At 70.0% G+C, this 26,156-nt stretch carries 25 protein-coding genes; 18 read left to right on the forward strand and 7 right to left on the reverse strand.

Going from position 1 to position 26,156, the window contains the following annotated elements; translation table 11 throughout:
* Positions 1-82: 82 nt before the first annotated feature.
* Together ACQP2X_RS10345 and ACQP2X_RS10350 are read left to right on the forward strand one after the other, a co-directional pair.
* Entirely contained in the window at positions 83-883 is an 801-nt protein-coding gene (locus ACQP2X_RS10345; protein WP_498696004.1) for a transglycosylase SLT domain-containing protein, read from the forward strand.
* A 150-nt stretch (positions 884-1,033) separates the two neighbouring features.
* Complete coding sequence (locus ACQP2X_RS10350) at positions 1,034-1,459, forward strand: uL11 family ribosomal protein (RefSeq protein WP_498696005.1); 426 nt, start codon at positions 1,034-1,036, stop codon at positions 1,457-1,459.
* A gap of 44 nt (positions 1,460-1,503) precedes the next feature.
* On the opposite strand, the gene ACQP2X_RS10355 is transcribed toward ACQP2X_RS10350, so the two are convergent.
* On the reverse strand, positions 1,504-2,127 hold the full coding sequence (locus tag ACQP2X_RS10355) for an ATP-dependent Clp protease proteolytic subunit (RefSeq protein WP_498696006.1): 624 nt from the start codon (positions 2,125-2,127) through the stop codon (positions 1,504-1,506).
* 107 nt (positions 2,128-2,234) lie between these two features.
* On the opposite strand from ACQP2X_RS10355, the gene ACQP2X_RS10360 reads away from it, so the two are divergent.
* Entirely contained in the window at positions 2,235-3,128 is an 894-nt protein-coding gene (locus tag ACQP2X_RS10360) for an NAD(+)/NADH kinase (RefSeq protein ID WP_498696007.1), read from the forward strand.
* A 360-nt stretch (positions 3,129-3,488) separates the two neighbouring features.
* Entirely contained in the window at positions 3,489-3,788 is a 300-nt protein-coding gene (locus tag ACQP2X_RS10365; protein ID WP_498696008.1) for a helix-turn-helix domain-containing protein, read from the forward strand.
* A gap of 30 nt (positions 3,789-3,818) precedes the next feature.
* Here ACQP2X_RS10365 and ACQP2X_RS10370 read toward each other — a convergent pair whose 3' ends face one another.
* The gene (locus ACQP2X_RS10370; RefSeq protein WP_498696009.1) at positions 3,819-4,463 is read right to left on the reverse strand and encodes an MBL fold metallo-hydrolase; all 645 of its coding nucleotides are present in this window, start codon (positions 4,461-4,463) and stop codon (positions 3,819-3,821) included.
* Position 4,464: 1 nt separating this feature from the next.
* Positions 4,465-5,172: a maleylpyruvate isomerase family mycothiol-dependent enzyme gene (locus ACQP2X_RS10375; RefSeq protein ID WP_498696010.1), complete on the reverse strand. Its 708-nt coding sequence runs from the start codon at positions 5,170-5,172 to the stop codon at positions 4,465-4,467.
* A 190-nt stretch (positions 5,173-5,362) separates the two neighbouring features.
* Between ACQP2X_RS10375 and rsgA the strand changes: the two genes are divergently transcribed.
* The 14 genes from rsgA to ACQP2X_RS10445 all read left to right on the forward strand — a co-directional run bounded on the left by rsgA (position 5,363) and on the right by ACQP2X_RS10445 (position 22,098).
* Entirely contained in the window at positions 5,363-6,400 is a 1,038-nt protein-coding gene (rsgA, locus tag ACQP2X_RS10380; protein WP_498696011.1) for a ribosome small subunit-dependent GTPase A, read from the forward strand.
* 45 nt (positions 6,401-6,445) lie between these two features.
* Positions 6,446-8,221: a hypothetical protein gene (locus tag ACQP2X_RS10385; RefSeq protein WP_498696012.1), complete on the forward strand. Its 1,776-nt coding sequence runs from the start codon at positions 6,446-6,448 to the stop codon at positions 8,219-8,221.
* A gap of 148 nt (positions 8,222-8,369) precedes the next feature.
* Positions 8,370-11,318 (forward strand): excinuclease ABC subunit UvrA, encoded by a 2,949-nt coding sequence (gene uvrA / locus ACQP2X_RS10390; protein ID WP_498696013.1) that lies wholly within the window; start codon positions 8,370-8,372, stop codon positions 11,316-11,318.
* A gap of 182 nt (positions 11,319-11,500) precedes the next feature.
* Complete coding sequence (locus ACQP2X_RS10395) at positions 11,501-12,028, forward strand: Rieske (2Fe-2S) protein (protein ID WP_498696014.1); 528 nt, start codon at positions 11,501-11,503, stop codon at positions 12,026-12,028.
* 108 nt (positions 12,029-12,136) lie between these two features.
* Positions 12,137-14,257: an excinuclease ABC subunit UvrC gene (gene uvrC / locus ACQP2X_RS10400; protein WP_498696015.1), complete on the forward strand. Its 2,121-nt coding sequence runs from the start codon at positions 12,137-12,139 to the stop codon at positions 14,255-14,257.
* 154 nt (positions 14,258-14,411) lie between these two features.
* The gene (rapZ, locus tag ACQP2X_RS10405; RefSeq protein WP_498700899.1) at positions 14,412-15,317 is read left to right on the forward strand and encodes an RNase adapter RapZ; all 906 of its coding nucleotides are present in this window, start codon (positions 14,412-14,414) and stop codon (positions 15,315-15,317) included.
* The gene (locus tag ACQP2X_RS10410; protein WP_498696016.1) at positions 15,314-16,303 is read left to right on the forward strand and encodes a gluconeogenesis factor YvcK family protein; all 990 of its coding nucleotides are present in this window, start codon (positions 15,314-15,316) and stop codon (positions 16,301-16,303) included. Before rapZ ends, ACQP2X_RS10410 begins: the two co-directional genes overlap by 4 nt.
* Before the next feature lie 57 nt (positions 16,304-16,360).
* On the forward strand, positions 16,361-17,341 hold the full coding sequence (whiA, locus tag ACQP2X_RS10415) for a DNA-binding protein WhiA (protein WP_097322458.1): 981 nt from the start codon (positions 16,361-16,363) through the stop codon (positions 17,339-17,341).
* Between the two features lie 103 nt (positions 17,342-17,444).
* Positions 17,445-17,960 (forward strand): hypothetical protein, encoded by a 516-nt coding sequence (locus ACQP2X_RS10420; protein ID WP_498696017.1) that lies wholly within the window; start codon positions 17,445-17,447, stop codon positions 17,958-17,960.
* A 315-nt stretch (positions 17,961-18,275) separates the two neighbouring features.
* Positions 18,276-19,277, forward strand: coding sequence for a type I glyceraldehyde-3-phosphate dehydrogenase (gap, locus tag ACQP2X_RS10425; RefSeq protein WP_498696018.1), 1,002 nt, complete (start codon positions 18,276-18,278; stop codon positions 19,275-19,277).
* Entirely contained in the window at positions 19,274-20,476 is a 1,203-nt protein-coding gene (locus tag ACQP2X_RS10430; RefSeq protein ID WP_498700900.1) for a phosphoglycerate kinase, read from the forward strand. Before gap ends, ACQP2X_RS10430 begins: the two co-directional genes overlap by 4 nt.
* 28 nt (positions 20,477-20,504) lie before the next feature.
* The gene (gene tpiA / locus ACQP2X_RS10435) at positions 20,505-21,269 is read left to right on the forward strand and encodes a triose-phosphate isomerase (protein WP_498700904.1); all 765 of its coding nucleotides are present in this window, start codon (positions 20,505-20,507) and stop codon (positions 21,267-21,269) included.
* Between the two features lie 91 nt (positions 21,270-21,360).
* Positions 21,361-21,618, forward strand: a complete 258-nt coding sequence (gene secG, locus ACQP2X_RS10440; RefSeq protein WP_498696019.1) for a preprotein translocase subunit SecG — start codon at positions 21,361-21,363, stop codon at positions 21,616-21,618.
* Between the two features lie 135 nt (positions 21,619-21,753).
* Positions 21,754-22,098, forward strand: a complete 345-nt coding sequence (locus ACQP2X_RS10445; RefSeq protein ID WP_498696020.1) for an RNA polymerase-binding protein RbpA — start codon at positions 21,754-21,756, stop codon at positions 22,096-22,098.
* Here ACQP2X_RS10445 and ACQP2X_RS10450 read toward each other — a convergent pair.
* From ACQP2X_RS10450 to zwf, 4 genes are all read right to left on the reverse strand, one after another.
* Positions 22,095-22,691, reverse strand: a complete 597-nt coding sequence (locus ACQP2X_RS10450; protein WP_498696021.1) for a GNAT family N-acetyltransferase — start codon at positions 22,689-22,691, stop codon at positions 22,095-22,097. The genes ACQP2X_RS10445 and ACQP2X_RS10450 overlap by 4 nt on opposite strands.
* A 94-nt stretch (positions 22,692-22,785) precedes the next feature.
* On the reverse strand, positions 22,786-23,526 hold the full coding sequence (gene pgl, locus ACQP2X_RS10455; RefSeq protein WP_498696022.1) for a 6-phosphogluconolactonase: 741 nt from the start codon (positions 23,524-23,526) through the stop codon (positions 22,786-22,788).
* 68 nt (positions 23,527-23,594) lie between these two features.
* Positions 23,595-24,611 carry a glucose-6-phosphate dehydrogenase assembly protein OpcA gene (locus tag ACQP2X_RS10460; RefSeq protein WP_498696023.1) on the reverse strand — a complete coding sequence of 339 codons (1,017 nt, stop codon included), beginning with the start codon at positions 24,609-24,611 and terminating at the stop codon, positions 23,595-23,597.
* A complete protein-coding gene (gene zwf / locus ACQP2X_RS10465) occupies positions 24,608-26,125 on the reverse strand; it encodes a glucose-6-phosphate dehydrogenase (RefSeq protein ID WP_179855330.1) in 1,518 nt (505 codons plus the stop codon). The genes ACQP2X_RS10460 and zwf overlap by 4 nt, the downstream gene beginning before the upstream one ends.
* Positions 26,126-26,156: the final 31 nt, after the last annotated feature.

Below are 26,156 nucleotides of genomic sequence, written 5' to 3' on the forward strand. Positions count from 1 at the left end.
GGACGGCTTAAGGGTCAGCGCGTCCGGGCCGTGGTCTGTAGCGTCCGCATCGATTCCGCTGACGGGGAAAGGTCGGACCGATATGGCTCGGAGGACGTGGGCGCTGGGACTGGTCGCGTTGCTGGTCGCGGCCGGGTGTGGGTTGGGCGGTAAGGACGAGGACAATGCGGCCGCGGATCCGGCGCCGTCGGCGGTCGCGGCCAGTGACGCGGGCGAGCCGGCGTTCGAGCCGATCACCGAGAGCCCGACACCCGAGCCGGTCGAGACCACCACCAAGCCGCCGACGAAGAAGGCGGCCACGCCGGCCACCACCGAGCCGACCGAGCCGCCGTTCTGGAGCCAGCTGCCCGACTGCGCTCACTACGACAAGACCAAGCCGGTCTCCAAGACCAAGGTGAAGGCGGCGCTCAAGGCGGCCGCGGGCAAGGTCTACTGGCGTACCGAGGCTCCGGCCCTGCGAATCAACTACCCCCTGATCAAGGCGGTGGCGTGGCAGGAGAGCGGCTGGCAGAGCAACATCCACAACTGCGACGGGGGCGCCGGCGTCATGCAGGTCATGCCGGACACGGTCAGCATGATCAACAATCGCTTCGGCCTCTCGTACGACTCGTCGGTGTTCAACCAGAACGTCCTGGTCGGCGGCAACTACCTGGCCTGGCTGACGAAATGGGGCGGGGACAGGTACTTCGGCGGGAGCTACAGCCTGAGCGCGTCCAAGTGCAAGTCGGCGACCTCATGGTGCCTGCTCAACGTGGTGATCTCCGGCTACAACGCGGGTGCCGGCGGCGTCGAGCAGGCCGCCGCGACCAAGGAGCTGCCCAACCCGGATTACGTCGCGTCGGTGCGGGCGCTGATGAAGCGATGCCAGTGCGACCAGTACTGAGCACCGAGCTACACTAGTCGCGGTACCTGAGACCCGCCGCCGTTTTGACCACACAAAAGCGCCGGTAGTAAGGTCTCGGGGTTGTCGTGTGTTGATGAAGCTGGCGAGCTGTGAGTTGAGCTTGCAGCTCACCCTAAGGAGCCCTACGCAATGCCGCCCAAGAAAAAGACTCATGAGGTAACCCTCGCGCTTGAGGCGGGTAACGCCGCGATGGTCGACCTCGGCAAGATGCTTGGTCCGACCGGGGCCAACATGCGTGCCGTCAAGGTGGAGTACGACGAGGCCACCTCGAAGAACCGTGGCGAGATCATCCCGGTGATCGTCAGCGTCTACGAGGACCGCAGCCACACGCTGGCCTACAAGACGCCGCCGACCAGCTTCCTGATCAAGAAGGCCCTCGGCATCCAGTCCGCCGCGTCCAACCCGCTGACCCAGACCGTCGGCACGCTGAGCGCGACGCAGGTCAAGGAGATCGCCGAGCGCAAGCTCCCCGACCTCAACGCCAACGACCTCGACGCCGCGATCCAGATCGTGTCCGGCACCGCCCGCTCCATGGGTGTGAAGGTCGCGCAGTAACAAAGCTAGAGAAAGCCCCCGGGTCCACGACCCGGGGGCTTTTTCTATGCCTTGCCGATGATCTCCTCGATCAGGCCGTAGTCGAGGGCCTCCTGGGCGGTCAGCCCCCGGCCGGCCGACAGGTCGTCCTCGATGCGGCTGCGAGTCTGCCCGGTCAGCTCGACCAGCCGCAGGATGATCTCCTCGAGCTCGCGCAGATGCTGCCCGGCGGCACGGGCCACCTCGTCGGCGGTGCCGCTGACCGCGGCCGCGCGGGGCTCGGTCAGCCGGAACCGGGCGTGCCGATAGGCGGCGCGCCGCTCGGCCGCGGCGAGCACCGCGACCACGGCCCCGGCCGCCTCGGAGGTGACGACCGCGTGCACCGGCGCCGCCATCGAGTCGATCACGTCGATCACCGAGAGCGCGGCCCCGAGCTCGCCGCCCGAGCTGGCCACGTGCAGCTGCACCGGCTCGTTGCCGGCCGCGTCGAGGGTGAGCAGCGCGGCCGCGATGCCGGTGGCGCCCTCCGGGGTGAGCGGGCCGCGGATCATGACGATCCGCTGGTCGAACAGCCGCTCCTCGAGCCACCCGGGCAGTCCGGGACCACCGGCGGGGAGAAGGTGCGGCGGCCAGGGGTCGGGATTTTGCGGAGGCTGTCCCCACCGCATCGGATCGTGCCGCAGATTCACCGAAACCTCCCGTCTGCCGCGTGCCGCCAGAGTAACCACGGAGGCACCACTAGTGGCCACTTCTTCCGCTGACGGCAAACAGGATCAACGACGGGTTACGTTGGGGCATGGGCAACAACGCGGTCATCGGGCTGGTGGTCCATCCCCGCAATGACGTGAGCGATTCGGTCGCCACGGTGGTCACGGTGGCCGCGCGGGTCGGCGCCCGGGTGGTGGCCCGCCCCGACGACGCGGCCCGGCTGGGCTTGTTCGCCCTGGAGGAGCCCGACTTCGTGGAGAAGGTGGACTTCGTCTTCAGCCTGGGCGGTGACGGCACCATGCTGGGCGCCATGCGCCTGATGGCCGGGCGGCCGACCCCGATCCTCGGCGTCAACCACGGCAACCTGGGCTTCCTCATCGAGACCAGCCCGGCCGAGCTGCCCGGGGCGCTGGAACGCCTGATCGCCGGCGAGTTCAGCCTCGAACCGCACAGCGGCCTGGCCGTGGGCGACGACCTGGCCTTCAACGACGTGGTCGTCACGGCCGCCACCCCGTGGACCTCGGTGGCCCTCGACCTCCAGCTCAATGGGGTCAAGCACGGCTACTTCCGCTGCGATGCGGTGGTCGTCTGCACCCCGACCGGCTCGACCGCCTACAACTACGCGGCCGGCGGCCCGATCATCTCCCCGTCGGTCACCGCGATCGGTCTCACGCCGGTCGCCCCCATGTCGGGCATCAGCCGCCCGATCATCCTGGGCGGCGCCGAGGTCATCACGTTGCGGGGCGCCGCCCCGTCCCGGGTGTCCCTGGACGGCGCCGACACGGTGACTGTCGACGCGGACACCGACCTCACCGTCCAGTTGCGCCCCAACGCCGTCAACGTGGTCCGCTTCGACCGGGCCGCCCACGAGCGCCGCACCCGCATCAAGCTGAGCCTGCTCGACCTCCCCCTACGCCCCGACCAGCTCATCGAACTGGTCCCGGAGCACCTCCGCGAGAGGGTCCTGAAGCACCAGCGCTGAGCCGCGCCGGGGTAGCTCTTGCGGGGGATCGCCGCGACGTCCGCCCGAATATAGCGTTGATGCTATGACCTGGGGTAGCGTCGAGCTGGAGCCGGAGGTGGAGAAATGGCTCGAGAGCCTGCCGACCGAGCTCTTCGCTCGCGTGGCGTTCTATATGGATCTCCTCGCCGAGCGGGGGGTATTGCTCAGCGAGGAGATCCATATAGAAGCAGCTGCACGGGGTGGCGCCGGGAAGGCGGATCATTCTGTTGACGGTCTTCCGCAAGACCAGGGGACGGGAGACGCGAGAAGTGGCGCGGGCGCGGCGGGCGATGGCGAAATGCGTCGACGAGGAGCATCTCGTCGAGGAAGAGGTGGCGGATGGCTGAGCAGGGCAGTTGGGCCGCGATGCGGGAGCGGCGGATGGCCGAACCCGGTGCCGCGGATGCTTACGATGCCGCTCGGCTTGCCTTCGAACTCGGCGTCTCGGTGCGGGAGATCCGGGAGCGGCGGGGCTGGAGTCAGGCTCAGCTCGCCGAGGCGGCGGGGATGACGCAGTCGGCGGTGGCACGGTTCGAAGGTGGGGGAACGGTGCCGACACTACCGGTGCTCGGGCGGCTGGCCGCGGCGCTGGAAGTGCGGCTCAACGTCAGTTTCGGGCCGGGGGAGGCGGTGGCCTGAGCCGGGCTGGGTCCGGCTCAGGCCGATCGATCACCAGCCGCGGTCGCGCCACTCCTTCAGGTGGGGGCGCTCGTTGCCCAAGGTCGAGTCCTTGCCGTGGCCCGGGTAGAACCAGGTGTCGTCCGGGAGGCGGTTGAAGATCTTGGCCTCCAGGTCGTCCATCAAGGAGATGTGGTCCTCGGTGGTGACCGTCTTGCCGTGGCCGCCCGGGAACAGGCTGTCGCCGGTCCACAGGTGGGCCGTGCCGTTCGGGTCCTGGTAGAGCAGGGCGATCGAGCCGGGGGTGTGGCCGACCAGGTGGATGACCTCGAGGGTGGCGTCGCCCACGGTGATCGTCTCGCCCTCGCGCAGGTCGCGGTTGACCAGGGGGATCTCGGCCGCGTCCTCGATGTGGGCCAGGGACTCGGCGCCGGTGGAGGCGACCACGTCGGAGAGCGCCTGCCAGTGGTCGCCGTGCCGGTGGGTCGTGACGATCGTGGCCAAGCCGCCGTCGCCGATCAGCTTCAGCAGGGTCGGCGCCTCGTTGGCGGCGTCGATCAGCAGCTGCCGGCCGCCGCTGCGGAGCAGGTAGGCGTTGTTCTCCATGGGTCCGACGGCGACCTTCGTGATGGTCAGGCCGCCCAGGTCGCGGGTGTCGGCGGGGCCGCCGACGGATACGTCACCGGTGTAGGTCATGTCACTTCCACCTTGCTGGTCTCGGGAGCTCGCCGTCCGGCGAGACGGTCAGGTCGGCGCCGTCGGCCCGGCCGGCCAGCCAGGCCGCCAGCGACTTGGTCGGGCCGCCGACGACCGGCGGGTTGCCGGCGGAGCCGATGGTCAGGGCGTGTTCGATGCCGAACGGGCGCAGCTCCATGGCCGGCCAGCCGGCGGCCGTGGCCTCGGTGACGATCTCGCGCAGCAGGCGCAGCGCGAACGCGTCGCTCCAGTCGGCCGGCGTGTAGGACAGGCCCAGGTCGGTGTGGTGCACGGTCACCTCGCGCAGCCGCGCCCACGGCACCGCGGCCGCCGACTGGCCGGTCGGCGGCAGGAAGAACGCCCACGCCTCGGCCGGCATCGCCGCCCCGGCGTCGGCGAACCGGTCGTGGGCGGCGCGGATGTCCTCGAGCTGCTCGCGCAGCGGCCGGCCGGCGCCCTCCTGGATGCCCGCCTCGCGGGCCTCGGGCGAGGGGTAGGCCGGCGTCTCGACGCCGGTGCGGGCCCAGGTCAGCAGGTTCACGTACGCGTCGGCGTTGCGCGCGACGTGGGTCAGTACGTGCCCGACCGTCCAGCCGGGCAGCAGCGACGCCTGCCCGACGACCGTCGGGTCGAGGTCGGCCACGGTGTGGATGAGCTCCTCGGTGGCTCGGTCGACATCCGTGAGGAGAACGAGCGGATCGATCGTCACGAGGCAAACCCTATCGGCACGGAATTCGCTTTCGCAGAAGTAGTGGCGACCGTACCGTCTGTGCAGACGCGCCGATCGAGCCCGCGGAGGAGGTGGGGAGCGTGCTGTTCATTTCTGCGTCCCTTCACCCGGAGGCCCTGGCCTGACCGCCCACCGGCAGGCACAGTCTCCCGTCCCGCAAAGGGTTCCCATGTCGTACGACCTGTCCCAGCTCGGCTGGGACGAGACCTTCGCATCCGCATATCGCCGATTCGACCGTTCCGACGCCTCGGCCGGGCGTGTCCTGCGCGCCGACCGTGGGGTCTGCACCGTGCTCGACGCCGCCGGCGTCACCCGGGCCAGCCTGGCCGGGGGAGTGCTGCTGAGCGCGGCCAACGACCCGTCCCGGCTGCCCTGCGCCGGTGACTGGGTGGTGTTGCGCCACTGGCCCGACCGCCGGGTCACGATCGAGTGCGTGCTGCCCCGGCGCACCACCTTGATCCGCCGTACCTCCGACAAGGACTCCACCGGCCAGGTGCTGGCCGCGAACATGGACACCGTGGCCGTGGTCGAGCCGATCCATCCGGAGCCCGACGACGCCCGCATCGAGCGCCTGCTCGCGCTGGCCTGGGAATCGGGCGCGAAACCCCTGCTCATCCTGACCAAGAGCGACACCACCTCCGATCCGGCGGCCATCGCCCGGCAGATCGCCGAGCTCGCACCGGGGGTCCCGGTGGTTCCGCTGAGCGTCCGGCGGAAGACCGGGCTTGACGATGTACGCGCGTACGTGCGCCCCGGAAGCACTCTGGCCCTGCTCGGCCGTTCCGGGGCGGGCAAGTCGACGCTGGTCAACGCGCTGGCCGGGACGCCCGTCATGCCCGTACAGCAGATTCGTGACGTCGACGGCAAGGGCCGGCACACGACCGCGTACCGAAATCTGGTCCTGTTGCCCAACGGCGGCGCCGTGCTGGACACGCCCGGCATCCGTGGTGTGGGTCTGCTCGACACCGCCGAGGGCCTCGACCGGGCCTTCGCCGACATCGCCGAGCTGGCCGCCGGCTGCCGGTTCGACGACTGCCGGCACGACGCCGAGCCTGGTTGCGCGGTCGCAGTGGCCGTCACCGACGGCTCCCTGGCCCCGCGCCGGCTGGCCTCGTGGCGCAAGCTGCGGCACGAGATCGAGGTCGAATCGGCCCGCCAGACCGCTCGGTTGGCGGGTGCGGCGGGGCATCGCCGGCGGAGGCACTGACCGGGAACTGTCAGGGGGCTCTGTCAGAATGCCCCGGTGCAAACGATGGAAGAGGTAGCTCAGGGGCAGGCCGTCGAGGCCCCGGTCCGCCGTCGCGGGCCGGCGGACTTGTGGGCGCTGCTGAGCTACGCGGCGCTGTCGTTGCTGGTGATGAGCCAGCTCTGGCGCGATCCGAACGGGCGTGTGCTGGCCGGCAACAAGGACGACCACAACGTCTTCCTCTTCATGCTGGCCCACGGCGAGCGGGTGGTCTTCCACGGGGACAACCCGTTCTACTCCGGCCGGCTCAACGTGCCCGACGGCGTGAACATGATGGCCAACACCTCGGTGCTGGTCTTCAGCCTGCCGCTGGCCCCGGTCAGCCACTTCCTCGGCGTCGGCTTCTCGGTGGCGCTGCTGCTCACGCTGGGCCTGGCCGGCACGGCCGCCGCCTGGTACTACGTTCTCTCCCGCCACCTGGTGACCAGCCGGGTGGCGGCCTGGATCGGCGGCCTGTGGTGCGGTTTCGCGCCCACCATGGTCTCGCACGCCAACGGGCACGTGAACTTCGTCAGCCTCTTCGTGGTGCCGTTCATCGTCTGGCAGGTGCTGCGGCTGCGCGAGCCGGGGCGGGCGGTGCGCGGCGGCGTCATCCTCGGCCTGCTCATCGTGCTCCAGGTGTTCATCAACGAGGAGGCGCTGCTCTTCGCCGCGCTGGCCCTGGGTGTCTTCGTGGTGGCGTACGCCGCAATGACCTGGACCAGCGCCAAGCGTGAGGCGCCGCACCTGCTCAAGGGCCTCGGCGTCGCGGCCCTGGTCTCCGGGACCCTGCTGGCCTATCCGCTGTGGTACCAGTTCTTCGCGCCCGGCAACTATCACGGCCAGCCGTTCGAGCCGGACATGTACGCCACCGACCTGGCCTCGCTGGGGTTCTTCGCGCGGCAGTCGCTGGCCGGTTACGCGGCGCTGACCCGCGAGATGAGCGTCAGCGCGACCGAGGACAACACGTTCTTCGGGCCGATCGGCCTCGTGATGATCATCGTGTCGATCGTGGTGCTGTGGCGCTCGGTCGCGGCCCGCGCGGCCGCCATCTCGGCTTTCGTGCTGCTGATCGTGTCGATGGGTCCGGAACTGGTCTTCTTCGGGCACCGCACCGGCATCCCGCTGCCGTTCGCCCTGATCAGCCACGTGCCGATCATCGATCTGGTCAGCGTGACGCGGTTCGCGATGGTGCCGGCCACCATCGCCGGCGTGCTGCTGGCGCTGGCCACCGACCGGGCCCGTGAGTTCCCGGTCAGGAAGAAACGCCTGTTCCAGGTCGGGCTCGTGCTGGCCCTGGTGCCGCTGTTCCCCAAGCCCGTGCCGGTCATCCAGGGCGACCCGATGCCGCCGTTCCTGACCCAGGGCATCTGGAAGCAGTACGTCACCGGCGACCGCACCCTGGTCACGGTGCCGCTGCCCGAGGTCACCACCGGGCGTACGGGCATGCGCTGGGCGACGTTGTCGCACCTGGACTACCCGACACCGCGCGGCTACTTCATGGGACCGGTCAACCCGCCCACCGACAACACCGGCTCGTGGAACGCGCCCCGCCGCTTCACGTCCGACCTGCTCTACCGCGTCCGCGAGTACGGCATCACGCCCCAGCTCACCGCCACCGACCGCGCCCGCATCACGGCCGACCTGATCTTCTGGCGGGCCGCCGTGGTCATCCTCGTCCCGGACAGCCGCAACGGCGACGACCTGCTGGCCACGCTCACCGACGCCCTGGGGCCGCCGCAGCTGATCGGCGGGGTCGAGATGTGGGACGTACGCTATCTGTCGGTTCCTTCGAACGAGTGACCTAACCGAAGGTGAAGTGCGGGAATGTGCGCCATTTGGCGGACGCTGCACTTACTCGGGCCCGCGCCGGGGAAAAGTTGTCGTACCCCCTGGCTAGAGTGGCCCGCGGCTTTGCTGCATTCAAACACCTGTACGGAGAGGCTGGCTGGTGGCCGACCGTTTGACTATTCGAGGCGCGCGCGAGCACAACCTGCGCGACGTCAACCTTGACCTGCCCCGCGACGCGATGATCGTGTTCACCGGTCTGTCCGGGTCGGGCAAGTCCAGCCTCGCGTTCGACACGATCTTCGCCGAGGGGCAGCGACGCTACGTCGAGTCGCTCTCGTCGTACGCGAGGCAGTTCCTCGGGCAGATGGACAAGCCCGACGTCGACTTCATCGAGGGCCTGTCGCCCGCGGTGTCGATCGACCAGAAATCCACCTCGCGCAACCCGCGCTCGACGGTGGGCACCATCACCGAGGTCTACGACTACCTGCGCCTGCTCTTCGCGCGCACGGGCATCCCGCACTGCCCGATCTGCGGCGAGCGGATCAGCAAGCAGACCCCGCAGCAGATCGTCGACCGGGTCCTGGCCATGGACGAGGGCACCAAGTTCATGGTGCTCGCCCCGGTGATCCGCGGCCGCAAGGGTGAATACGTCGACCTGTTCGCCGAGCTCCAGGCCAAGGGCTATGCCCGGGCCCGGGTCGACGGCGTGGTCCATCCGCTGACCGAGCCGCCCAAGCTCAAGAAGCAGGAGAAGCACACCATCGAGGTGGTCGTCGACCGCCTCAGCGTCAAGGCGAGCAGCAAGCAGCGCCTCACCGACTCCATCGAGTCGGCCCTGGGCCTGGCCAACGGCATCGTCGTGCTCGACTTCGTCGACCTGCCCGAGGACGACCCGGCCCGGGAGCGGCGCTTCTCCGAGCACCTCGCGTGCCCCAACGACCACCCGCTGGCGATCGAGGACCTCGAGCCCCGGGTGTTCTCGTTCAACGCGCCCTACGGCGCGTGCCCCGAGTGCACGGGCATCGGCACCAAGAAAGAGGTCGACCCCGAGCTGCTGATCCCCGACGAGGAGCGCAGCATCCGCGAGGGCGCGATCCAGCCGTGGTCCGGCGGGCAGACCCAGGAATACTTCCTGCGCCTGCTCGAGGCGCTGGCCGCGAGCGAGAAATTCAGCATCGACACGCCGTGGCGCCAGCTGCCCTCCCGGGCGCAGAAGACGATCCTCTACGGCTCGGAGGACCAGGTCCACGTCCGCTACCGCAACAAGTACGGCCGCGAGCGCTCGTACTACACCGGATTCGAGGGTGTGGTGCAGTGGATCGAGCGCCGGCACAACGACACCGAGAGCGACTGGTCCCGCGACAAGTACGAGGGCTACATGCGCGACGTGCCCTGCCCGGTCTGTGGCGGCGCCCGGCTCAAGCCCGAGGTGCTCGCGGTGACCATCGCCGGCAAGAGCATCGCCGAGGTCTGCAACCTGTCCATCGGTGACTGCGCCGACCTGCTGGCCGGCCTCGAGCTCGACGACCGCCAGAAGATGATTGCCGAGCGGGTGCTCAAGGAGATCAACGCCCGGCTGCGCTTCCTGGTCGACGTCGGCCTGGAATATCTGTCGCTCGACCGCGGCGCCGGCACCCTGTCCGGCGGCGAGGCCCAGCGCATCCGGCTCGCCACCCAGATCGGCTCCGGCCTGGTCGGCGTGCTCTACGTGCTCGACGAGCCGTCCATCGGCCTGCACCAGCGCGACAACCACCGGCTCATCGAGACCCTGGTCCGGCTGCGCGACCTCGGCAACACGCTGATCGTGGTCGAGCACGACGAGGACACGATCCGCACGGCCGACTGGATCGTCGACATCGGCCCCGGCGCTGGTGAGCACGGCGGCCACATCGTGCACAGCGGCTCGGTCGAGGGCCTGCTCAAGAACAAGCAGTCGCCCACCGGCGCCTACCTGTCCGGCCGCAAGTCGATCCCGACCCCGGCCGGCCGGCGCCCGCAGACTCCCGGCCGCGAGCTGGTCGTTCAGGGCGCCCGCGAGCACAACCTGCGCAACCTGACCGTCGGCTTCCCGCTCGGGCAGTTCATCGCCGTCACTGGTGTGAGCGGCTCCGGCAAGTCCACGCTGGTCAACGACATCCTCTACACGGTGCTGGCCAACCAGATCAACGGCGCCCGCATGGTGCCGGGCCGGCACACCCGCATCACCGGCCTGGAAGAGGTCGACAAGGTCGTCGGCGTCGACCAGTCGCCGATCGGGCGCACGCCGCGGTCCAACCCGGCGACGTACACGGGTGTCTTCGACAACATCCGCAAGCTGTTCGCGGAGACGACCGAGGCCAAGGTGCGCGGCTACGGTCCGGGCCGGTTCTCGTTCAACGTCAAGGGCGGCCGCTGCGAGAACTGCTCGGGCGACGGCACGATCAAGATCGAGATGAACTTCCTGCCCGACGTCTACGTCCCGTGCGAGGTGTGCAAGGGCGCCCGCTACAACCGCGAGACGCTCGAGGTGCACTACAAGGGCAAGACGATCTCCGAGGTGCTCAACATGCCGATCGAGGAGGCGGCGGAGTTCTTCCAGCCGATCCCCGCGATCCACCGGCACCTCAAGACGCTGGTCGACGTCGGCCTGGGCTACGTGCGGCTCGGCCAGCCCGCCCCGACGCTGTCCGGCGGCGAGGCGCAGCGCGTCAAGCTCGCCTCCGAGCTGCAGAAGCGCTCCACCGGCAAGACGGTCTACGTGCTCGACGAGCCGACCACCGGCCTGCACTTCGAGGACATCCGCAAGCTGCTGATGGTCCTCAACGGCCTGGTCGACAAGGGCAACACGGTGATCACGATCGAGCACAACCTCGACGTGATCAAGACGGCCGACTGGCTGATCGACATGGGCCCCGAGGGCGGCAGCAAGGGCGGTCTGGTGCTTGCCACCGGTACGCCCGAGGAGCTGGCCGAGGTCCCCGAGAGCCACACGGGCCAATACCTGCGGCACATGCTGGGCCTCGAGGGCAAGGCGGCCGGGTCGTCCGACGCGATCGCCCGCGCCGCCCAGGCCAACGGCACCGCGCCCAAGAAGAGGGCGACCCGCGCCCGGGCCAAGGCTTCAGTGTGAGGGCTCAGCAACATCTCAGGTGATCCATAGCCACAGCGCCCGGTCGGGACCTTAGTCTCGACCGGGCGCTGTTATGTGGGTAATTTTCGCCGAACGCCTGAACCCGGGGCGGCCGCGACAGCGTATGTAGATGCGACGCCGCGTGACCCACTCATGCGGACCAGGCACTGGAGGACAACAAGATGACTGACGTGCAGACCAGGACCGAGGCCGAGCTCAGCACCGAGGAGCCGACCAGCCCCGGTACGGCGTCGACCCGCCGTGTCGTCCTTCTCGGCGCGGGCGGGCTGGGCGCGGCCTGCGTGCTCGCCGCCTGCGGCACGAGCACCTCGAGCACCAACAGCAACGGCACCGACTTCAGCGACCAGCCGGCCCCGGCCGGCAGCGCCGGCGCGCAGAACGACGGCACCGGCAACACGGCCACCGGTGGCACCGCGCTGGCCGTCGCGGCCGACGTGCCCGAGGGCGGCGGCATCATCAAGGGCGACCTGGTGATCACCCAGCCCGTGGCCGGGACGTACAAGGCGTTCAGCAAGGTGTGCACGCACGCCGGCTGCGACGTCAACAAGATCGACGCCGGGCAGATCTCGTGCCCCTGCCACAACAGCAAGTTCTCGATCGAGACCGGCGAGCCCACCTCGGGCCCGGCCACCAAGGCGCTGCCCGAGACCAAGGTCAAAAAGGACGGCGACAACATCGTCGCGGCCTGACGCCGCTCCGCGAAGGTCTCTCGGCAAGGCCGGAGGTCCGAGCCGTGGCGGCGGCAACGGACCTCCGGTCGGGTAATCATGTCAGTCCCCCGCACTAGTGTTGAGAGCGTGCCAGACCCCTCCAGCTATCGCCCGGCGCCCGGGACGATTCCCGAGTCGCCCGGCGTCTACCGTTTCCGCGACCCCGGCGGCCGCGTCATCTACGTGGGCAAGGCCAAGAACCTGCGGAACAGGCTGAACTCCTATTTCGCCGACACCTGGTCGCTGCACGCGCGCACCCAGCAGATGGTCACCACGGCGGCCAGTGTGGACTGGGTGACGGTGGGCACGGAGGTCGAGGCGCTCCAGCTCGAGTTCAGCTGGATCAAGGAATTCGACCCGCGCTTCAACGTCAAATATCGCGACGACAAGTCGTACCCCTTCCTCGCCGTCACCCTCAACGAGGAGTTCCCCCGGCTCCAGGTGATGCGCGGGGCCAAGCGCAAAGGCGTGCGCTACTTCGGGCCGTACTCACACGCCTGGGCCATCCGCGAGACCCTCGACCTGCTCCTGCGGGTCTTCCCGGCCCGCACGTGCTCGACCGGCGTCTTCAAGCGTGCCGGCCAGATCGGCCGTCCCTGCCTGCTCGGCTACATCGGCAAGTGCTCGGCCCCCTGCGTCGGCACGGTCTCGGCCGACGAACACCGCGCCATCGTCGACGACTTCTGCGACTTCATGGCCGGGCGCACCGACACGTTCGTCAAACGGCTCGAGCGCGACATGATGCAGGCGTCCGAGGAGCTCGAGTTCGAAAAGGCGGCCCGGCTGCGCGACGACATCGCCGCCCTGCGCCGCGCCATGGAGAAGCAGACAGTGGTCCTCGGCGACGGCACCGACGCCGACGTGGTCGCCTTCTCCGAAGACCCGCTCGAGGCCGCGGTCCAGGTCTTCCACGTGCGCGACGGGCGGGTGCGCGGCCAGCGGGGCTGGGTCGTGGAAAAGGTGGAGGATCTGACCACCGGCGACCTCGTGCACCACTTCTGCAGCCAGCTCTACGGCGGTGAGCAGGGTGAGAACGACGTGCCGCGCGAGCTGCTGGTGCCGGCGCTGCCCGACGACGCCCCGGCCCTGGAGAGCTGGCTGTCCGAGCGGCGCGGCAGCCGGGTCGCGCTGCGGGTGCCGCAGCGGGGCGACAAGAGGTCGCTGATGGAGACGGTGGCGCGCAACGCGGGGGAGTCGCTGCAACGGCACAAGCTGCGCCGGGCCGGCGACCTGACGACGCGCAGCAAGGCGCTCGACGAGATCGCCGAGGCGCTCGGGCTCGACTCGGCGCCGCTGCGCATCGAGTGTTTCGACGTGTCGCAGATCCAGGGCACCGACGTGGTGGCCTCGATGGTGGTCTTCGAGGACGGGCTGCCCCGCAAGAGCGAATACCGTCGCTTCGCCGTCCGGGGCAACGCCGACGGCAGCGGCATGGACGATCTGTCGGCGATGAGCGAGGTCATGCGGCGCCGCTTCGCCCGGTTCAAGGCGCAGCCCGGCGCCGACGGTCCCCTCGACAAACCTCCTGTCGACCTGCCGGATTCCGACGAGATCGCCACCAACGAGCTTCCGGGGATCGACCCGCTGACCGGCAAGCCGCGCCGCTTCGCCTATCCGCCGCAGCTGGTCGTCGTCGATGGTGGCCAGCCCCAGGTGAACGCCGTGGCGGCGGTCTTCGCCGACCTCGGCATCACCGACGTGGCGCTGTGCGGGCTGGCCAAGCGGCTGGAAGAGGTGTGGCAGCCGGGTGAGGACTTCCCGGTGATCCTGCCGCGCACCTCCGAGGCGCTCTACCTGTTGCAGCGGGTCCGCGACGAGGCGCACCGGTTCGCCATCACGTTCCACCGGCAGCGGCGGTCCAAGCGGATGACGGCGTCGGCGCTCGACAACATCCCCGGGCTGGGGGAGACCCGGCGCAAGGCGCTGCTGCGGCATTTCGGCTCGCTCAAGCGCCTGTCCGCGGCCACCCCCGAGGAGATCACCGAGGTGCCGGGCATCGGGCGGCGCACGGCCGAGGCGGTGCTGGCCGCCCTCATCCCGCCGACGCCCGGCTCCGCCACCTCCGACCCCGACCCCGCCGGCTCCGCCGCTCCGGGCGAGCCTGACGTGGAAGCCGGGGCGATCCCGCCCGGCGGGGCCGGCCCGACCCGGGCGCGCGCCGGGCGGACCAACGCGCCGTCGAACAGGTCACACGTGACGCCGACCTGACCGTGGCCCGGAACGTGGAGTGACGAGCAGTTGTTGTACTACCGGATCGGGTAGACGACAGCCGTCCGGAAGGTTGGTTCCGGCGGCTTCGGCCTAGGATGTTGTGTCCGCCGCAGGCGCGGGCACGGACGCGGGAGGCGTGGTGACGGAGTCGATGCCGGAGTACGTGGCGGACTCTGATGGGGTCGACACCGAGGAAGTGACGACCGATCTCGTGATCGTCACCGGGGTGTCCGGCGGTGGCCGCAGTACCGTGGCCCGGGCTTTGGAGAACGTCGGCTTCTATGTCGTCGACAATCTGCCGCAGGCCCTCATGCTCGACATGGCCCAGCTCGCCCTGCAGGCGGGTGGCGCCGCGAGGCGTACGGCAATGGTCCTCGATGTTCGCAGCCGGGCCTTCTCGACCGACCTGACCGGCGCCGTGCACGCCCTGCGCGAGCGCGGCTTCAACCCGCGCGTGGTCTTCGTCGACGCCGAGGACGACGTGTTGATCCGGCGGTTCGAGTCGGTGCGCCGCTCGCATCCGCTGCAGGGCGACGGGCGCCTGGCCGACGGCATCACGGCCGAGCGCAAGCTGCTGTCCGAGGCGCGCGAGCAGGCCGACGTGATCATCGACACCAGCCACCTCAACGTCAACCAGCTCCGCCGCCGGGTCGAGGAGCTGTTCGGTGGGGAGGACGTGCGCCGGCTGCGGATCACCGTGCTGTCCTTCGGCTTCAAATACGGCCTGCCCCCGGACGCCGACTACGTGATGGACGCCCGGTTCCTGCCCAACCCGTTCTGGGTGCCGGCCCTGCGCGACCACACCGGTCTGGAGGACTCGGTCAGCACCTACGTCCTCGACCAGGAGGGCGCGAGCGACTTCGTCAAGACGTACGCCTCCTTGATCGCCGCCACCGCGACCGGGTTCGAGCGTGAGGGCAAGCGCTATCTGACCGTCGCCGTCGGCTGTACGGGCGGTAAGCACCGCAGCGTCGCCATCACCGAGGAGCTCACCGCGCAGCTGCGCGACATGCGGCTCGCGGCCCACTCCTCCCACCGCGACCTGGGGCGGGAGTGACGGCCCGGCGCCCGGTCAAGGTGGTCGCGTTCGGCGGCGGCCACGGCCTCAGCGCCTCGCTGCGCGGCCTGCGCCGGGCCGGCGAGGAGATCGAGCTCGACATCACCGCCGTGGTCACCGTGGGCGACGACGGCGGCTCCAGCGGGCGCCTGCTGACCGAGCGGGACGCGCTGCTGCCACCGGGCGACCTGCGGCAGGCGCTGGCCGCGCTGGCCGACGACCACCCGGTCACCCGGCGCACGGCCGACGTCCTGCAGTACCGCTTCGCCGAGATCCCGGCCGGCGGCGAGGGCCCCGACCCGCTGGTCGGGCACGCGGTGGGCAACCTGCTGCTGCTCGGGCTCATGGAGATGCTGGGTGATCCGGTCCAGGCGCTCGACCACGCGGCGGCCATGGTCGGCGCCCGCGGCCGGGTGCTGCCGATGGCCCGGCACGCGGTCGGCATCGAGGCCGACGTGCGCGGCGCCGACCCGTCCCGCCCCGACGACGTGGTCACGGTCCGCGGTCAGCACGCGGTCGCGGTGACCTGCGGTCACGTCGAGGCCGTACGGATCGAGCCGGCCGACCCGCCGATCTGCGACCCCGTGGTCGACGCCATCCGTGACGCCGACTGGCTGATTTTCGGGCCGGGCAGCTGGTACACGAGCGTGCTGCCGCACCTGATGGTGCCCCGGCTGGCCGAGGCGATCACGGCGAGCCCGGCCCGGCGGCTGGTGACGCTCAACCTGGCCGCCGACAACGAGACGCTCGGCCTGTCGGTGGCCGACCACGTGGCCGCGCTGCACTGGTACCTGCCCGGGCTGCGGGTCGACGCGGTGGTGGCCGACGGCAAGTGGGTGGGCGAGCCCGAGCCGGTCCGGCGCGCCGCGGAGGCCCTGGGTGCGCAGCTGATTCTGGCACCTGTGGCCGTTGCGGACGGCAGCGCCAGGCATGATCCTGAGTCGTTGGGCGTTGCCCTGGTGCCGGTATTGGGCGCCGCTCGTTAAGCAGTCGTTTGTACAGGCACGTTTTGGTGGAAATCCGGCGCATGAGGTGAGCACACAATGGCGATGACGGCAGCGGTCAAAGACGAGCTGAGCCGGGTCGACGTGCCCAAGCCCTGCTGCCGTCGGGCCGAGATGGCGGCCCTGCTGCGGTTCGCCGGGGGCCTGCACATCGTCTCCGGCCGGGTGGTGGTCGAGGCCGAGCTCGACACGGGCGCGGTGGCGCGGCGGCTGCGGCGCGAGATCGCCGACGTCTACGGATATCCGAGCGAGGTGCACGTGCTGGCCTCCGGCGGTCTGCGCAAGGGCAGCCACTACATCGTGCGCATCGTCAAGGACGGCGAGGCGCTGGCCCGCCAGACCGGTCTGCTCGACGTGCGCGGCCGCCCGGTCCGGGGCCTGCCCCCGCACGTGGTCTCGGCCAACGTCTGCTGCGCGGTGGCGGCGTGGCGGGGCGCGTTCATGGCGCACGGCTCGCTGACCGAGCCCGGCCGGTCGAGCGCCCTGGAGATCACCTGCCCCGGCCCTGAGGCGGCGCTGGCGCTGCGCGGCGCGGCCCGCCGCATCGGCATCACGGCCAAGGAGCGCGAGGTGCGCGGCGTCGACCGGGTCGTGATCAAGGACGGCGACGCCATCGCGGCCCTGCTGACCCGCATCGGCGCCCACGCGAGCGTGCTGGCGTGGGAGGAGCGCCGGGTGCGCCGCGAGGTGCGCGCGACCGCCAACCGCCTGGCCAACTTCGACGACGCCAACCTGCGCCGCTCGGCCCGCGCCGCGGTGGCGGCGGCGGCCCGGGTCACCCGCGCTCTGGAGATCCTGGCCGACGAGGCCCCCAACCACCTGACCTCGGCCGGCCAGCTGCGCCTGGAGCACCGCCAGGCGTCGCTGGAGGAGCTGGGCGCCCTGGCCGACCCGCCGTTGACGAAGGACGCGATCGCCGGCCGTATAAGGCGTCTGCTCGCCCTCGCCGACAAGCGCGCCCGCGACCTGGGCATCCCGGACACCGAGGCCGCCGTGACGCCCGAGATGATGGCGTGCTGACTAGTAGTCCCTTGACAGGTGTAGTCCCCCGGAAGGTGAAAACCTTTTTGCCTGTTTGAAAGCCCTTACCGCGGCCTTCGAAAACCCGGCAGACTCTCCCGCCATGAGCGGCATCGAGGCCCTCGCACAGAGGGTGACAACAGTGGAAGATGAGATCGCGGGCATCCGACAGGACGCGGCGGAGGTGAGGATCTTGGCAGCCGGTGCGAGCCAGGACGCGAGTGATTATCAAACGTCGCTGGGCCATCACGTCCAGCAGTTGAACGCGCTTCGAAGGACGCAGATCGAACAGTCCGGGCAGCTCAGGGCGATGTCCACCGATCTGCGCCACGTTTTCGACGAGATGAAGAGCCTGCGGGTGACACAGCTCGATCAGCAGGCCGACCTGGACAAGGTGATCGAGGCCCAGTTCCGGCAGTGGAGCGACATCCAGGAGATCAAGCGGACTCAGCTCCGGCATTACGCGGATCAGAAGGCGAAGCTCCGCGACCTCAAGACGGACGTCACGGAGCTCAAGACGGACGTCACGGAGCTCAAGACGGACGTCACGGAGCTCAAGACGGGCATGGCGAAGGTGCTTCAGCTGCTGGAGCGCCGTGGTGATGACCCGGCCAGCTGACGGGCGGTGAGCGAGGGGTCGCGCGAGCGGCCCCTCGTTGTTTTCCCTGGGAAGAAGCGCAGGTTAACGGGGGAGCTTTGTCACGGTGAGGTTGCGCCCCCTGCGTGATGGCCTCAGGGGGCTCGGATAGTGTCTTAGCCGACGGCGACGGTGCCGGCAGCTCGGCCGACCGCGCTGTGCGCCGCCCGTCAGTCGCGGCGCCTCCTCCTGCTGGCGCGGCGGCCGGACGCCCCTTTGCCGGCCCGGGAAACGGTCGGCAACGCAGACCCTCCGCCGGTCGCAAAATCCGGCGGACCGAAACGAGGAGATCCACCTGTGACCATCCGGGTTGGCATCAACGGCTTCGGCCGTATCGGCCGCAACTTCTTCCGGGCGGTTCTCGCCTCGGGCGCGGACATCGAGATCGTCGGTGTGAACGACCTGACCGACAACGCCACGCTGGCGCACCTGCTCAAGTACGACTCGATCCTCGGCCGCCTGCCGTACGAGGTGAAGGCCACCGCTGACGAGATCACTGTCAACGGCAAGACCTTCAAGGCGTTCGCCGAGCGTGACCCCAACAACCTGCCGTGGGGTGACCTGGGCGCCGACGTCGTCATCGAGTCGACCGGCTTCTTCACCGACGCCAGCAAGGCCAAGGCGCACGTCGACCAGGGCGCCAAGAAGGTCATCATCTCGGCCCCGGCCAAGAACGAAGACATCACCATCGTCATGGGTGTCAACGACAACCTGTACGACGGCGCGAAGCACACGATCATCTCGAACGCTTCCTGCACCACCAACTGCCTCGCCCCGATGGCGAAGGTCCTCAACGACGCGATCGGGATCGAAAAGGGCCTGATGACCACGATCCACGCGTACACCCAGGACCAGAACCTGCAGGACGGCCCGCACAAGGACCTGCGCCGCGCCCGCGCCGCCGCCCTGAACATCGTGCCGACCTCGACCGGCGCCGCCAAGGCCGTCAGCCTGGTGCTGCCCGAGCTCAAGGGCAAGCTCGACGGCTTCGCGCTGCGGGTGCCGATCCCCACCGGCTCGGCCACCGACCTCACCTTCACCGCGGCCAAGGACACCTCGGTCGAAGAGGTCAACGCCGCCATCAAGGCCGCCGCCGAGGGCCCGCTCAAGGGCATCCTGGTCTACACCGAGGACGAGATCGTCTCCTCGGACATCGTGACCGACCCGGCCTCCTGCATCTTCGACGCCGGCCTGACCAAGGTCATCGGCGGCAACCAGGTCAAGGTCGTCGGCTGGTACGACAACGAGTGGGGCTACTCGAACCGCCTCGTCGACCTGGTCAAGCTCGTCGGAGCCTGATCTTGAAGACTCTCGACGACCTGCTCGGCGAGGGTGTCTCGGGTCGGCGCGTGCTCGTGCGCGCCGACCTGAACGTCCCGTTCGACAAGAATCAGCCGGGTGTCATCACCGACGACGGCCGCGCCCGCGCGGTCCTGCCGACGGTGATCGCCCTGCGTGACGCCGGCGCTCGCGTCATCGTCGTCTCGCACCTGGGCCGCCCGAAGGGTGCCCCGGACCCCAAGTTCACGCTCGCCCCGGTCGCCGCGCGGCTCGGCGAGCTGCTCGGCGCGCCGGTCGCCTTCGCCACCGACACCGTCGGCGACGACGCGGCGGCCAAGGTCGGCGCGCTCGAGGACGGCCAGGTGCTCCTGCTGGAGAACCTGCGGTTCAACGAGGGCGAGACCGCCAAGGACGAGGCGGCCCGGGCCGCTTTCGCCGCTCAACTGGCCTCGTTCGCCGACTACTACGTCGACGACGCCTTCGGCGCCGTGCACCGCAAGCACGCTTCGGTGTACGACGTGCCGGCCATCCTGCCGCACTACGCGGGCGGCCTCGTGCTGCGCGAGGTCGAGGTGCTCAAGAAGGTCACCGAGAGCCCCGAGCAGCCGTACGTCGTGGTCCTGGGTGGCTCGAAGGTCTCCGACAAGCTCGCCGTGATCAAGGCGCTGCTGCCGAAGGTCGACAAGCTGCTCGTGGGCGGCGGCATGTGCTTCACCTTCCTCAAGGCCCAGGGCCACGAGGTCGGCAAGTCGCTGCTCGAGGAGGACATGGTCGCGACCTGCCGTGACCTGCTCTCCGAGGCGCAGGGGCGGATCGTCCTGCCGGTCGACGTCGTCGCGGCCACCGAGTTCTCGGCCGACGCCGACCATGTGACCGTGGACGCGTCCGAGATCCCGGCCGACCGTCTCGGCCTCGACATCGGCCCGAAGTCGGTGGCGTTGTTCGCGGACGCCATCGGCCCGGCCAAGACCGTGTTCTGGAACGGCCCCATGGGCGTCTTCGAGCTGGCGCCGTTCGCGGCCGGCACCCGGGGCGTCGCCGAGGCCATCACCAAGATCGACGGTTTCTCGGTCGTCGGCGGCGGTGACTCGGCCGCGGCCGTGCGCACCCTCGGCCTCGACGAGAGCGCCTTCGGGCACATCTCGACGGGCGGCGGCGCCTCCCTGGAATACCTCGAGGGCAAGACCCTGCCCGGCATCGAAGCGCTGGAGAAGTGACGTGACTGCGGAAGCTCGCCGGCCGCTGATGGCCGGCAACTGGAAGATGAACCTCAACCACTTCGAGGCGAATCTGCTGGTGCAGAAGCTGGCCGCGAGCCTGTCCGAGCAGCAGCTCACCGACGTCGAGGTGGCCGTGCTGCCGCCGTTCACCGATCTGCGCACCGTGCAGACCGCTGTCGACGGCGACAAGCTGCTCATCAAGTACGGCGCGCAGGACATCTCGCGGCACAAGTCGGGCGCCTACACCGGTGAGATCGCCGGCTCGATGCTGGAGAAGCTGGGCTGCACGTACGTGCTGGCCGGGCACTCCGAGCGCCGGGAGTACCACAACGAGGGCGACGACATCGTCAACGCGAAGGTGAAGGCGGCCTTTGCGAGCGGCCTGACGCCGATCCTCTGCGTGGGCGAGGGCCTGGACGTCCGCGAGGTGAACGGTCACGTGGTGCACTGCACCACGCAGATCGTCGCCGGGCTGGCCGGCCTCACGCCGGAGCAGCTCAAGCAGATCGTCATCGCGTACGAGCCGGTGTGGGCCATCGGCACCGGCAAGACGGCGACGCCGGACGACGCGCAGGAGGTCATCGGCGCGATCCGGGCCTGCCTGGCCGAGAACCACGGCGCCGAGGTGGCCACCGCGGTGCGCATCCTCTACGGCGGCTCGGTCAAGGCGGCCAACATCGCCTCGATCATGGCGCAGCCCGATGTGGACGGCGCCCTGGTCGGCGGCGCGAGCCTCGACGCCGAGGAGTTCGCGTCGATCGCCCGGTTTCGGGAGCACGTAGCCCGCTGAGAAGTTCCCCGTGTGCCCGGGCGCCTCTGGCGTCCGGGCACACGCTATTGTTGGACCGCTGCTGTGCCCTTCGAGAGGAATCGAACCGACCATGCCGATGTGGTTCGCGTACACGTTGATCGTGTTGCTGGTCATCACCAGCGTTCTGCTGACCCTGCTGATCCTGCTGCACCGCGGCAAGGGCGGCGGCATGTCGAGCATGTTCGGCGGCGGCGTCACCTCCAGCCTGGCGGGCTCGTCGGTGGCGGAGAAGAACCTCGACCGTTACACCGTGCTCGTCGGTGTCGTCTGGTTCGCCTGCATCGTCGGCCTGGGTCTGTGGCTTCGCCTGGCGTTGCCCGGCAGTTAATGTCCAGGCACGCTTCCTGACGGAGCGTAATAGTCGTAGAATCTGCCGCGCGTCCGGTTCTGCCGGGCGCGCGGCGTTTGTTTTGGTTTGTTTTCGCACCGAGACAGGTTTCGTCCCGAGACAGGAGTGACGTCCGTGTCCAGTGGCAGCGCCATCCGTGGCAGCCGAGTCGGCTCGTCCCCGATGCGCCCCGACGAGCGTACCGAGCCCGCACCGCGCCGGGAGGTGACGTACTTCTGCTCCGCCGGGCACATCAGCGACATCCTGTTCGCCGCTGAGGCCTCCGCGCCCGAGACGTGGGACTGCCCGCGCTGCGGCCAGCCGGCCGGCCTCGACGGGCAGAACCCGCCCGGGCGGCTGCGCTCCGAGCCGTACAAGTCGCATCTGGCGTACGTCAAGGAGCGCCGCTCCGACGAGGACGGCGCCAAGATCCTGGAAGAGGCGCTGGCCAAGGTGCGCCAGCGCCGCGGCCGGGACTAATTCGTCGAACGGCCCATGTAGGTCACGTTCTCGGCGCCGGGCACCGTGAGCTCGGTGAAGCCCAGCCGGTCGTAAAAGACGCGCGCCCCGGTGTTGGCCGGGTTCATCCCCAGATGCACCCGGTCCACGCCGGCCGCGCGCAGACCGTCGAGGAAGGCCGCCATCAGGCCCCGGCCGAAGCCCTTGCCCTGCCACTCCGGCAGCAGGTCGATGTGCAGGTGGGCGGGATAGTCGGCCAGCGCCGGGATGATCATGCGCTCCGGATTGTGGTGCAGGCTCAGCCACATCTGGTCGCGGGGGTCGTCGCCGTAGCGCCCCTCGGTCGCCGGGAGCCATTCCTCGCGGTAGCGCTTGACGAAGTCCGCGGTGTCCTTGGTGCCGAGGACGTAGCCGACGGCCGTGCCCTCGCCGTCGTCCAGCACGTACGCCCGCTCGGGCTCCAGCACGACGTACGGCGCGGCGAAGATGTCACCGACCAGCCGGTCGGAGCTGTTCTGGCCGCGGGCGTCGCCGCCGGCGTCGGCCGTGCGCACGCAGATGTCGTAGACGGAGTCGAGGTCGCTGGGCCGGTAGGCGCGGATCTTTGGCTGCACGGTGCGCAGTCTATGGTTCACCGGCACCGTGGCCTGGCTCACGCCCTCGAGGTGGGCGCCGATTCGCCTCGGCGCCGCACCTTCGGGCAATCTTTCAGTTCTTCGCGGCCACGTTCGCCGCGGCCGCCTTGTCGAGCAGCCAGTACGTCCTCGAGACGCCGGTGGCGTGCGCGGCCGGGAGCAGTTTGTCGCCGTTGAGGGCCTTGCCGACCGACTCGGTCTTGTCGGGCCCGGCCGCGATCAGCCACACCTCGTCGGCGCTCTGAATCGTGGGCATGGTCAGGGTGATGCGGTTCGGCGGCGGCTTCGGGCTGTTGTGGACGGCCGCGGTCGTGCCCGTCTCGTTCAGCACCGGGTGCTCGGGGAAGAGCGAGGCCACGTGACCGTCCTCGCCCACGCCGAGCATCAGCACGTCGAACGGCGGCACGTCGGCCCCGCCCAGGCGCAGCTCACCGGCGTAGCGGGCGGCGGCCGCCCCGGCGTCGTCGCCGTCCGGGCCGTCCGACGCGGGCATGGCGTGCACCCGGGCCGGGTCGAGCGGCAGCGCGTCGAGCAGGGCGGCGCGGGCCTGGGTCTCGTTGCGGTCGGCGTCGCCCGCGGGCAGGAAACGCTCGTCACCCCACCACAGGTCCACGTGTGACCAGTCGATCGCCGCGGCGGCCGGCAGGTCCTTCAGGGTGTGCAGCACCTTGCCGGCGATGCGGCCGCCGGTCAGCACCACGCTCGCCGTGCCGCGCTCCGCCTGCGCGTCCACGATCTTGGCGACGAGCCGGGACGCCACCGTCGCCGCGAGGATGTCGGCGTCGGGTACCACCACGACCAAGGTCTTGCTCACTGTCACTCCTGTCAAAGGCCGTGGGCCGCCATCCGGCGACGGAGGCGGCCCACTACTGGTTTTTCGGGTTACGCGGCCGAGCCGCCGGGGCCGGCCATCGCGCCGGCGTCGGACTCCGCCTTGGCGGCGAGCGCCGGGTCCTTCCAGACGTGCACGCGCATCGGCGGCTTGTGGTCGAGGCCGGTGACCCCGGCCATCGCGCCCAGCGCGTCGGCGTAGATCTGGTCGGCGTCCAGGCGGCGCAGCTCCTCGGCCAGCTCGTCGCCGACCGGCCGCTTCGGCAGCGGCATGTAGCGGTCCTCCTGGCCGGTGCGGCTGAACAGCGCGGTGTTCTCCTCGCGGGTCACCGTCACCGTGTCGCCGTTCTCGCACTGAAGGCTCACCGAATGCATCCGCGGGGAGCGGTCGGTGTGCTGGAGCGCCGGCTGGATGCCCAGGCGCGACTGGAGCCAGCCCCGCATGAGCGCGGCCGTCGGGTCGGACTCGGGCGCCGTGATGGTCGCGCCCACGACCCGGGCCTCGGTGGTGTCGAAGGCGCCCGCGACCAGGGTCCGCCACAGGGTGATGCGGGTCCAGGTCAGGTCGGTGTCACCGGGCGCGTAGTCGATCGCCCGCTGCCGCAGCGCGGCCACCGGGTCGGCCGCCTGGGCGCAGTCGGTGATGCGGCGGTCGGCGACGACACCGAGGAAGTCGTTCGCGATCGTGTCCGGCGGGTCCTGGTGCCACCAGGTGACGACCGGGACGTCCGGCGCGAGCAGCGGCATGACCACCGACTCGGCGTGCAGCGCGAGACGGCCGTACATCCGCATCACGACCGCCTCGGCCGGGCCGAGACGGCCGCCCACGACGATCTCGGCGTCCAGGCGGCTGCGGCCCTCCAGATCGGAGCGGACCACGATGAGCAGCCGGCACGGGTGCGCGGCGGCGGCGATGGTGGCCGCGGCCTCGGCCTCGCGGACCTTCTTCTCCTCGACAACGGCGACCAGCGTCAGGGCCAGCCCCGACGCCACACCGCCGGCGCTGCGCCGCTCGGCGGCGAGCGCCTTCACCACCTCGTTGCCGGTGGTGTCCCACAGCCCGATCATGCTCGCCTCCACGCGCGGCCCTCGCGGGCCAGCATCTCGTCGGACGCCCGCGGGCCCCACTCGCCGGCTCGGTACGGTTCCGGCTTGGTGCCCTTCCAGGCGGCCTCCAGCGGGTCGATGACCTGCCAGCTCTGCTCGATCTCGGCGGCGTCCGGGAACAGGGTCCGGTCGCCGACCAGCACGTCGAGGACCAGGCGCTCGTACGCCTCGGGGCTGGACTCGGTGAACGCCTCGCCGTACTGGAAGTCCATCGCGATGTCGCGGACCTCCATCGTGGTGCCCGGCACCTTGGAGCCGAACTTCAGCACCACGCCCTCGTCCGGCTGCACGCGGATGACCAGCTGGTTGTTGCCGAGCATCTCGACGTCGGCCGGGTCGAACGGCAGGTGCGGCGCGCGCTTGAACAGGATCGCGATCTCGGTCACCCGGCGCGGCATGCGCTTGCCGACCCGCACGTAGAACGGCACCTCGGCCCAGCGGCGGTTCTGCACGCCGAGGCGTACGGCCGCATAGGTCTCGGTCGTCGAATTGGCGGGGATGTTCTTTTCCTCGAGGTAGCCCGGAGCGCGCTCGCCGGCCACCCAGCCGGGGAGATATTGCCCGCGGACCGAGCCCTTGGAGATGTCTTTCGGCAGGCTGATCGCCTTGAGGAACTTCAGCTTCTCGGCGCTGACGTCGCGCGGGTCGAAGCTGGTCGGCTCCTCCATGCCCACCAGGGCCATCAGCTGGAGCAGGTGATTCTGGAGTACGTCACGGGCGGCGCCGGACGCGTCGTAGAACGCGGCGCGGGTGCCGATGCCGACGTCCTCGGCCATCGTGATCTGCACCGAGTCGACGTACTTGGAGTTCCACACCGGCTCGAACAGGCTGTTGGCGAAGCGGAGGGCCAGGATGTTCTGGACCGTCTCCTTGCCGAGGTAGTGGTCGATGCGGTAGACGTCGCCCGGCGTGAAGACCTCGTCGACGAGCTGGTTGAGCGCGATGGCGCTCTCGAGGTCGGCGCCGAACGGCTTCTCCACGACGACGCGGCGCCATCCGCCGGACTTGGCGTTGTCGGCCATGCCCGTACGGGCCAGCTGGTTGAGCACCAGCGGGAAGGCGGCCGGCGGGATGGAGAAGTAGAAGGCCGCGTTGCCCGGGATGCCGTTGCGCTCGCGCAGGTCGTCGAGGGTCTCGGCGAGGTTGTCGAACGCGGCGTCGTCGTCGAACGAGCCCGGCACGAACTGGAACTGGCTGGCCAGCCGCTGCCAGACGTCCTCGCGCCACGGGGTACGGGCGCCCTTTTTCGCCGCCTCGTAGGCCAGGGACTCGAAGTCGCCGTCACCCCAGTCGCGGCGGGCGAAGCCCAGAACCACGAAACCGGGCGGCAGCAGACCTCGGTTGGCCAGGTCGTAGACGGCCGGGATGAGCTTCTTTCTAGACAGGTCACCGGTGACTCCGAAGATCACCAGAGCACAGGGCTCCGGGATCCGGGGAAGCCTGCGGTCCTGTGCGGTACGCAGCGGATTGCCCACGTGATCCATCCTGCCAGTTTTCGGTGTCGTG

The organism is Actinoplanes sp. CA-131856, from assembly GCF_050956135.1.
Classification (GTDB): Bacteria; Actinomycetota; Actinomycetes; order Mycobacteriales; family Micromonosporaceae; genus Actinoplanes.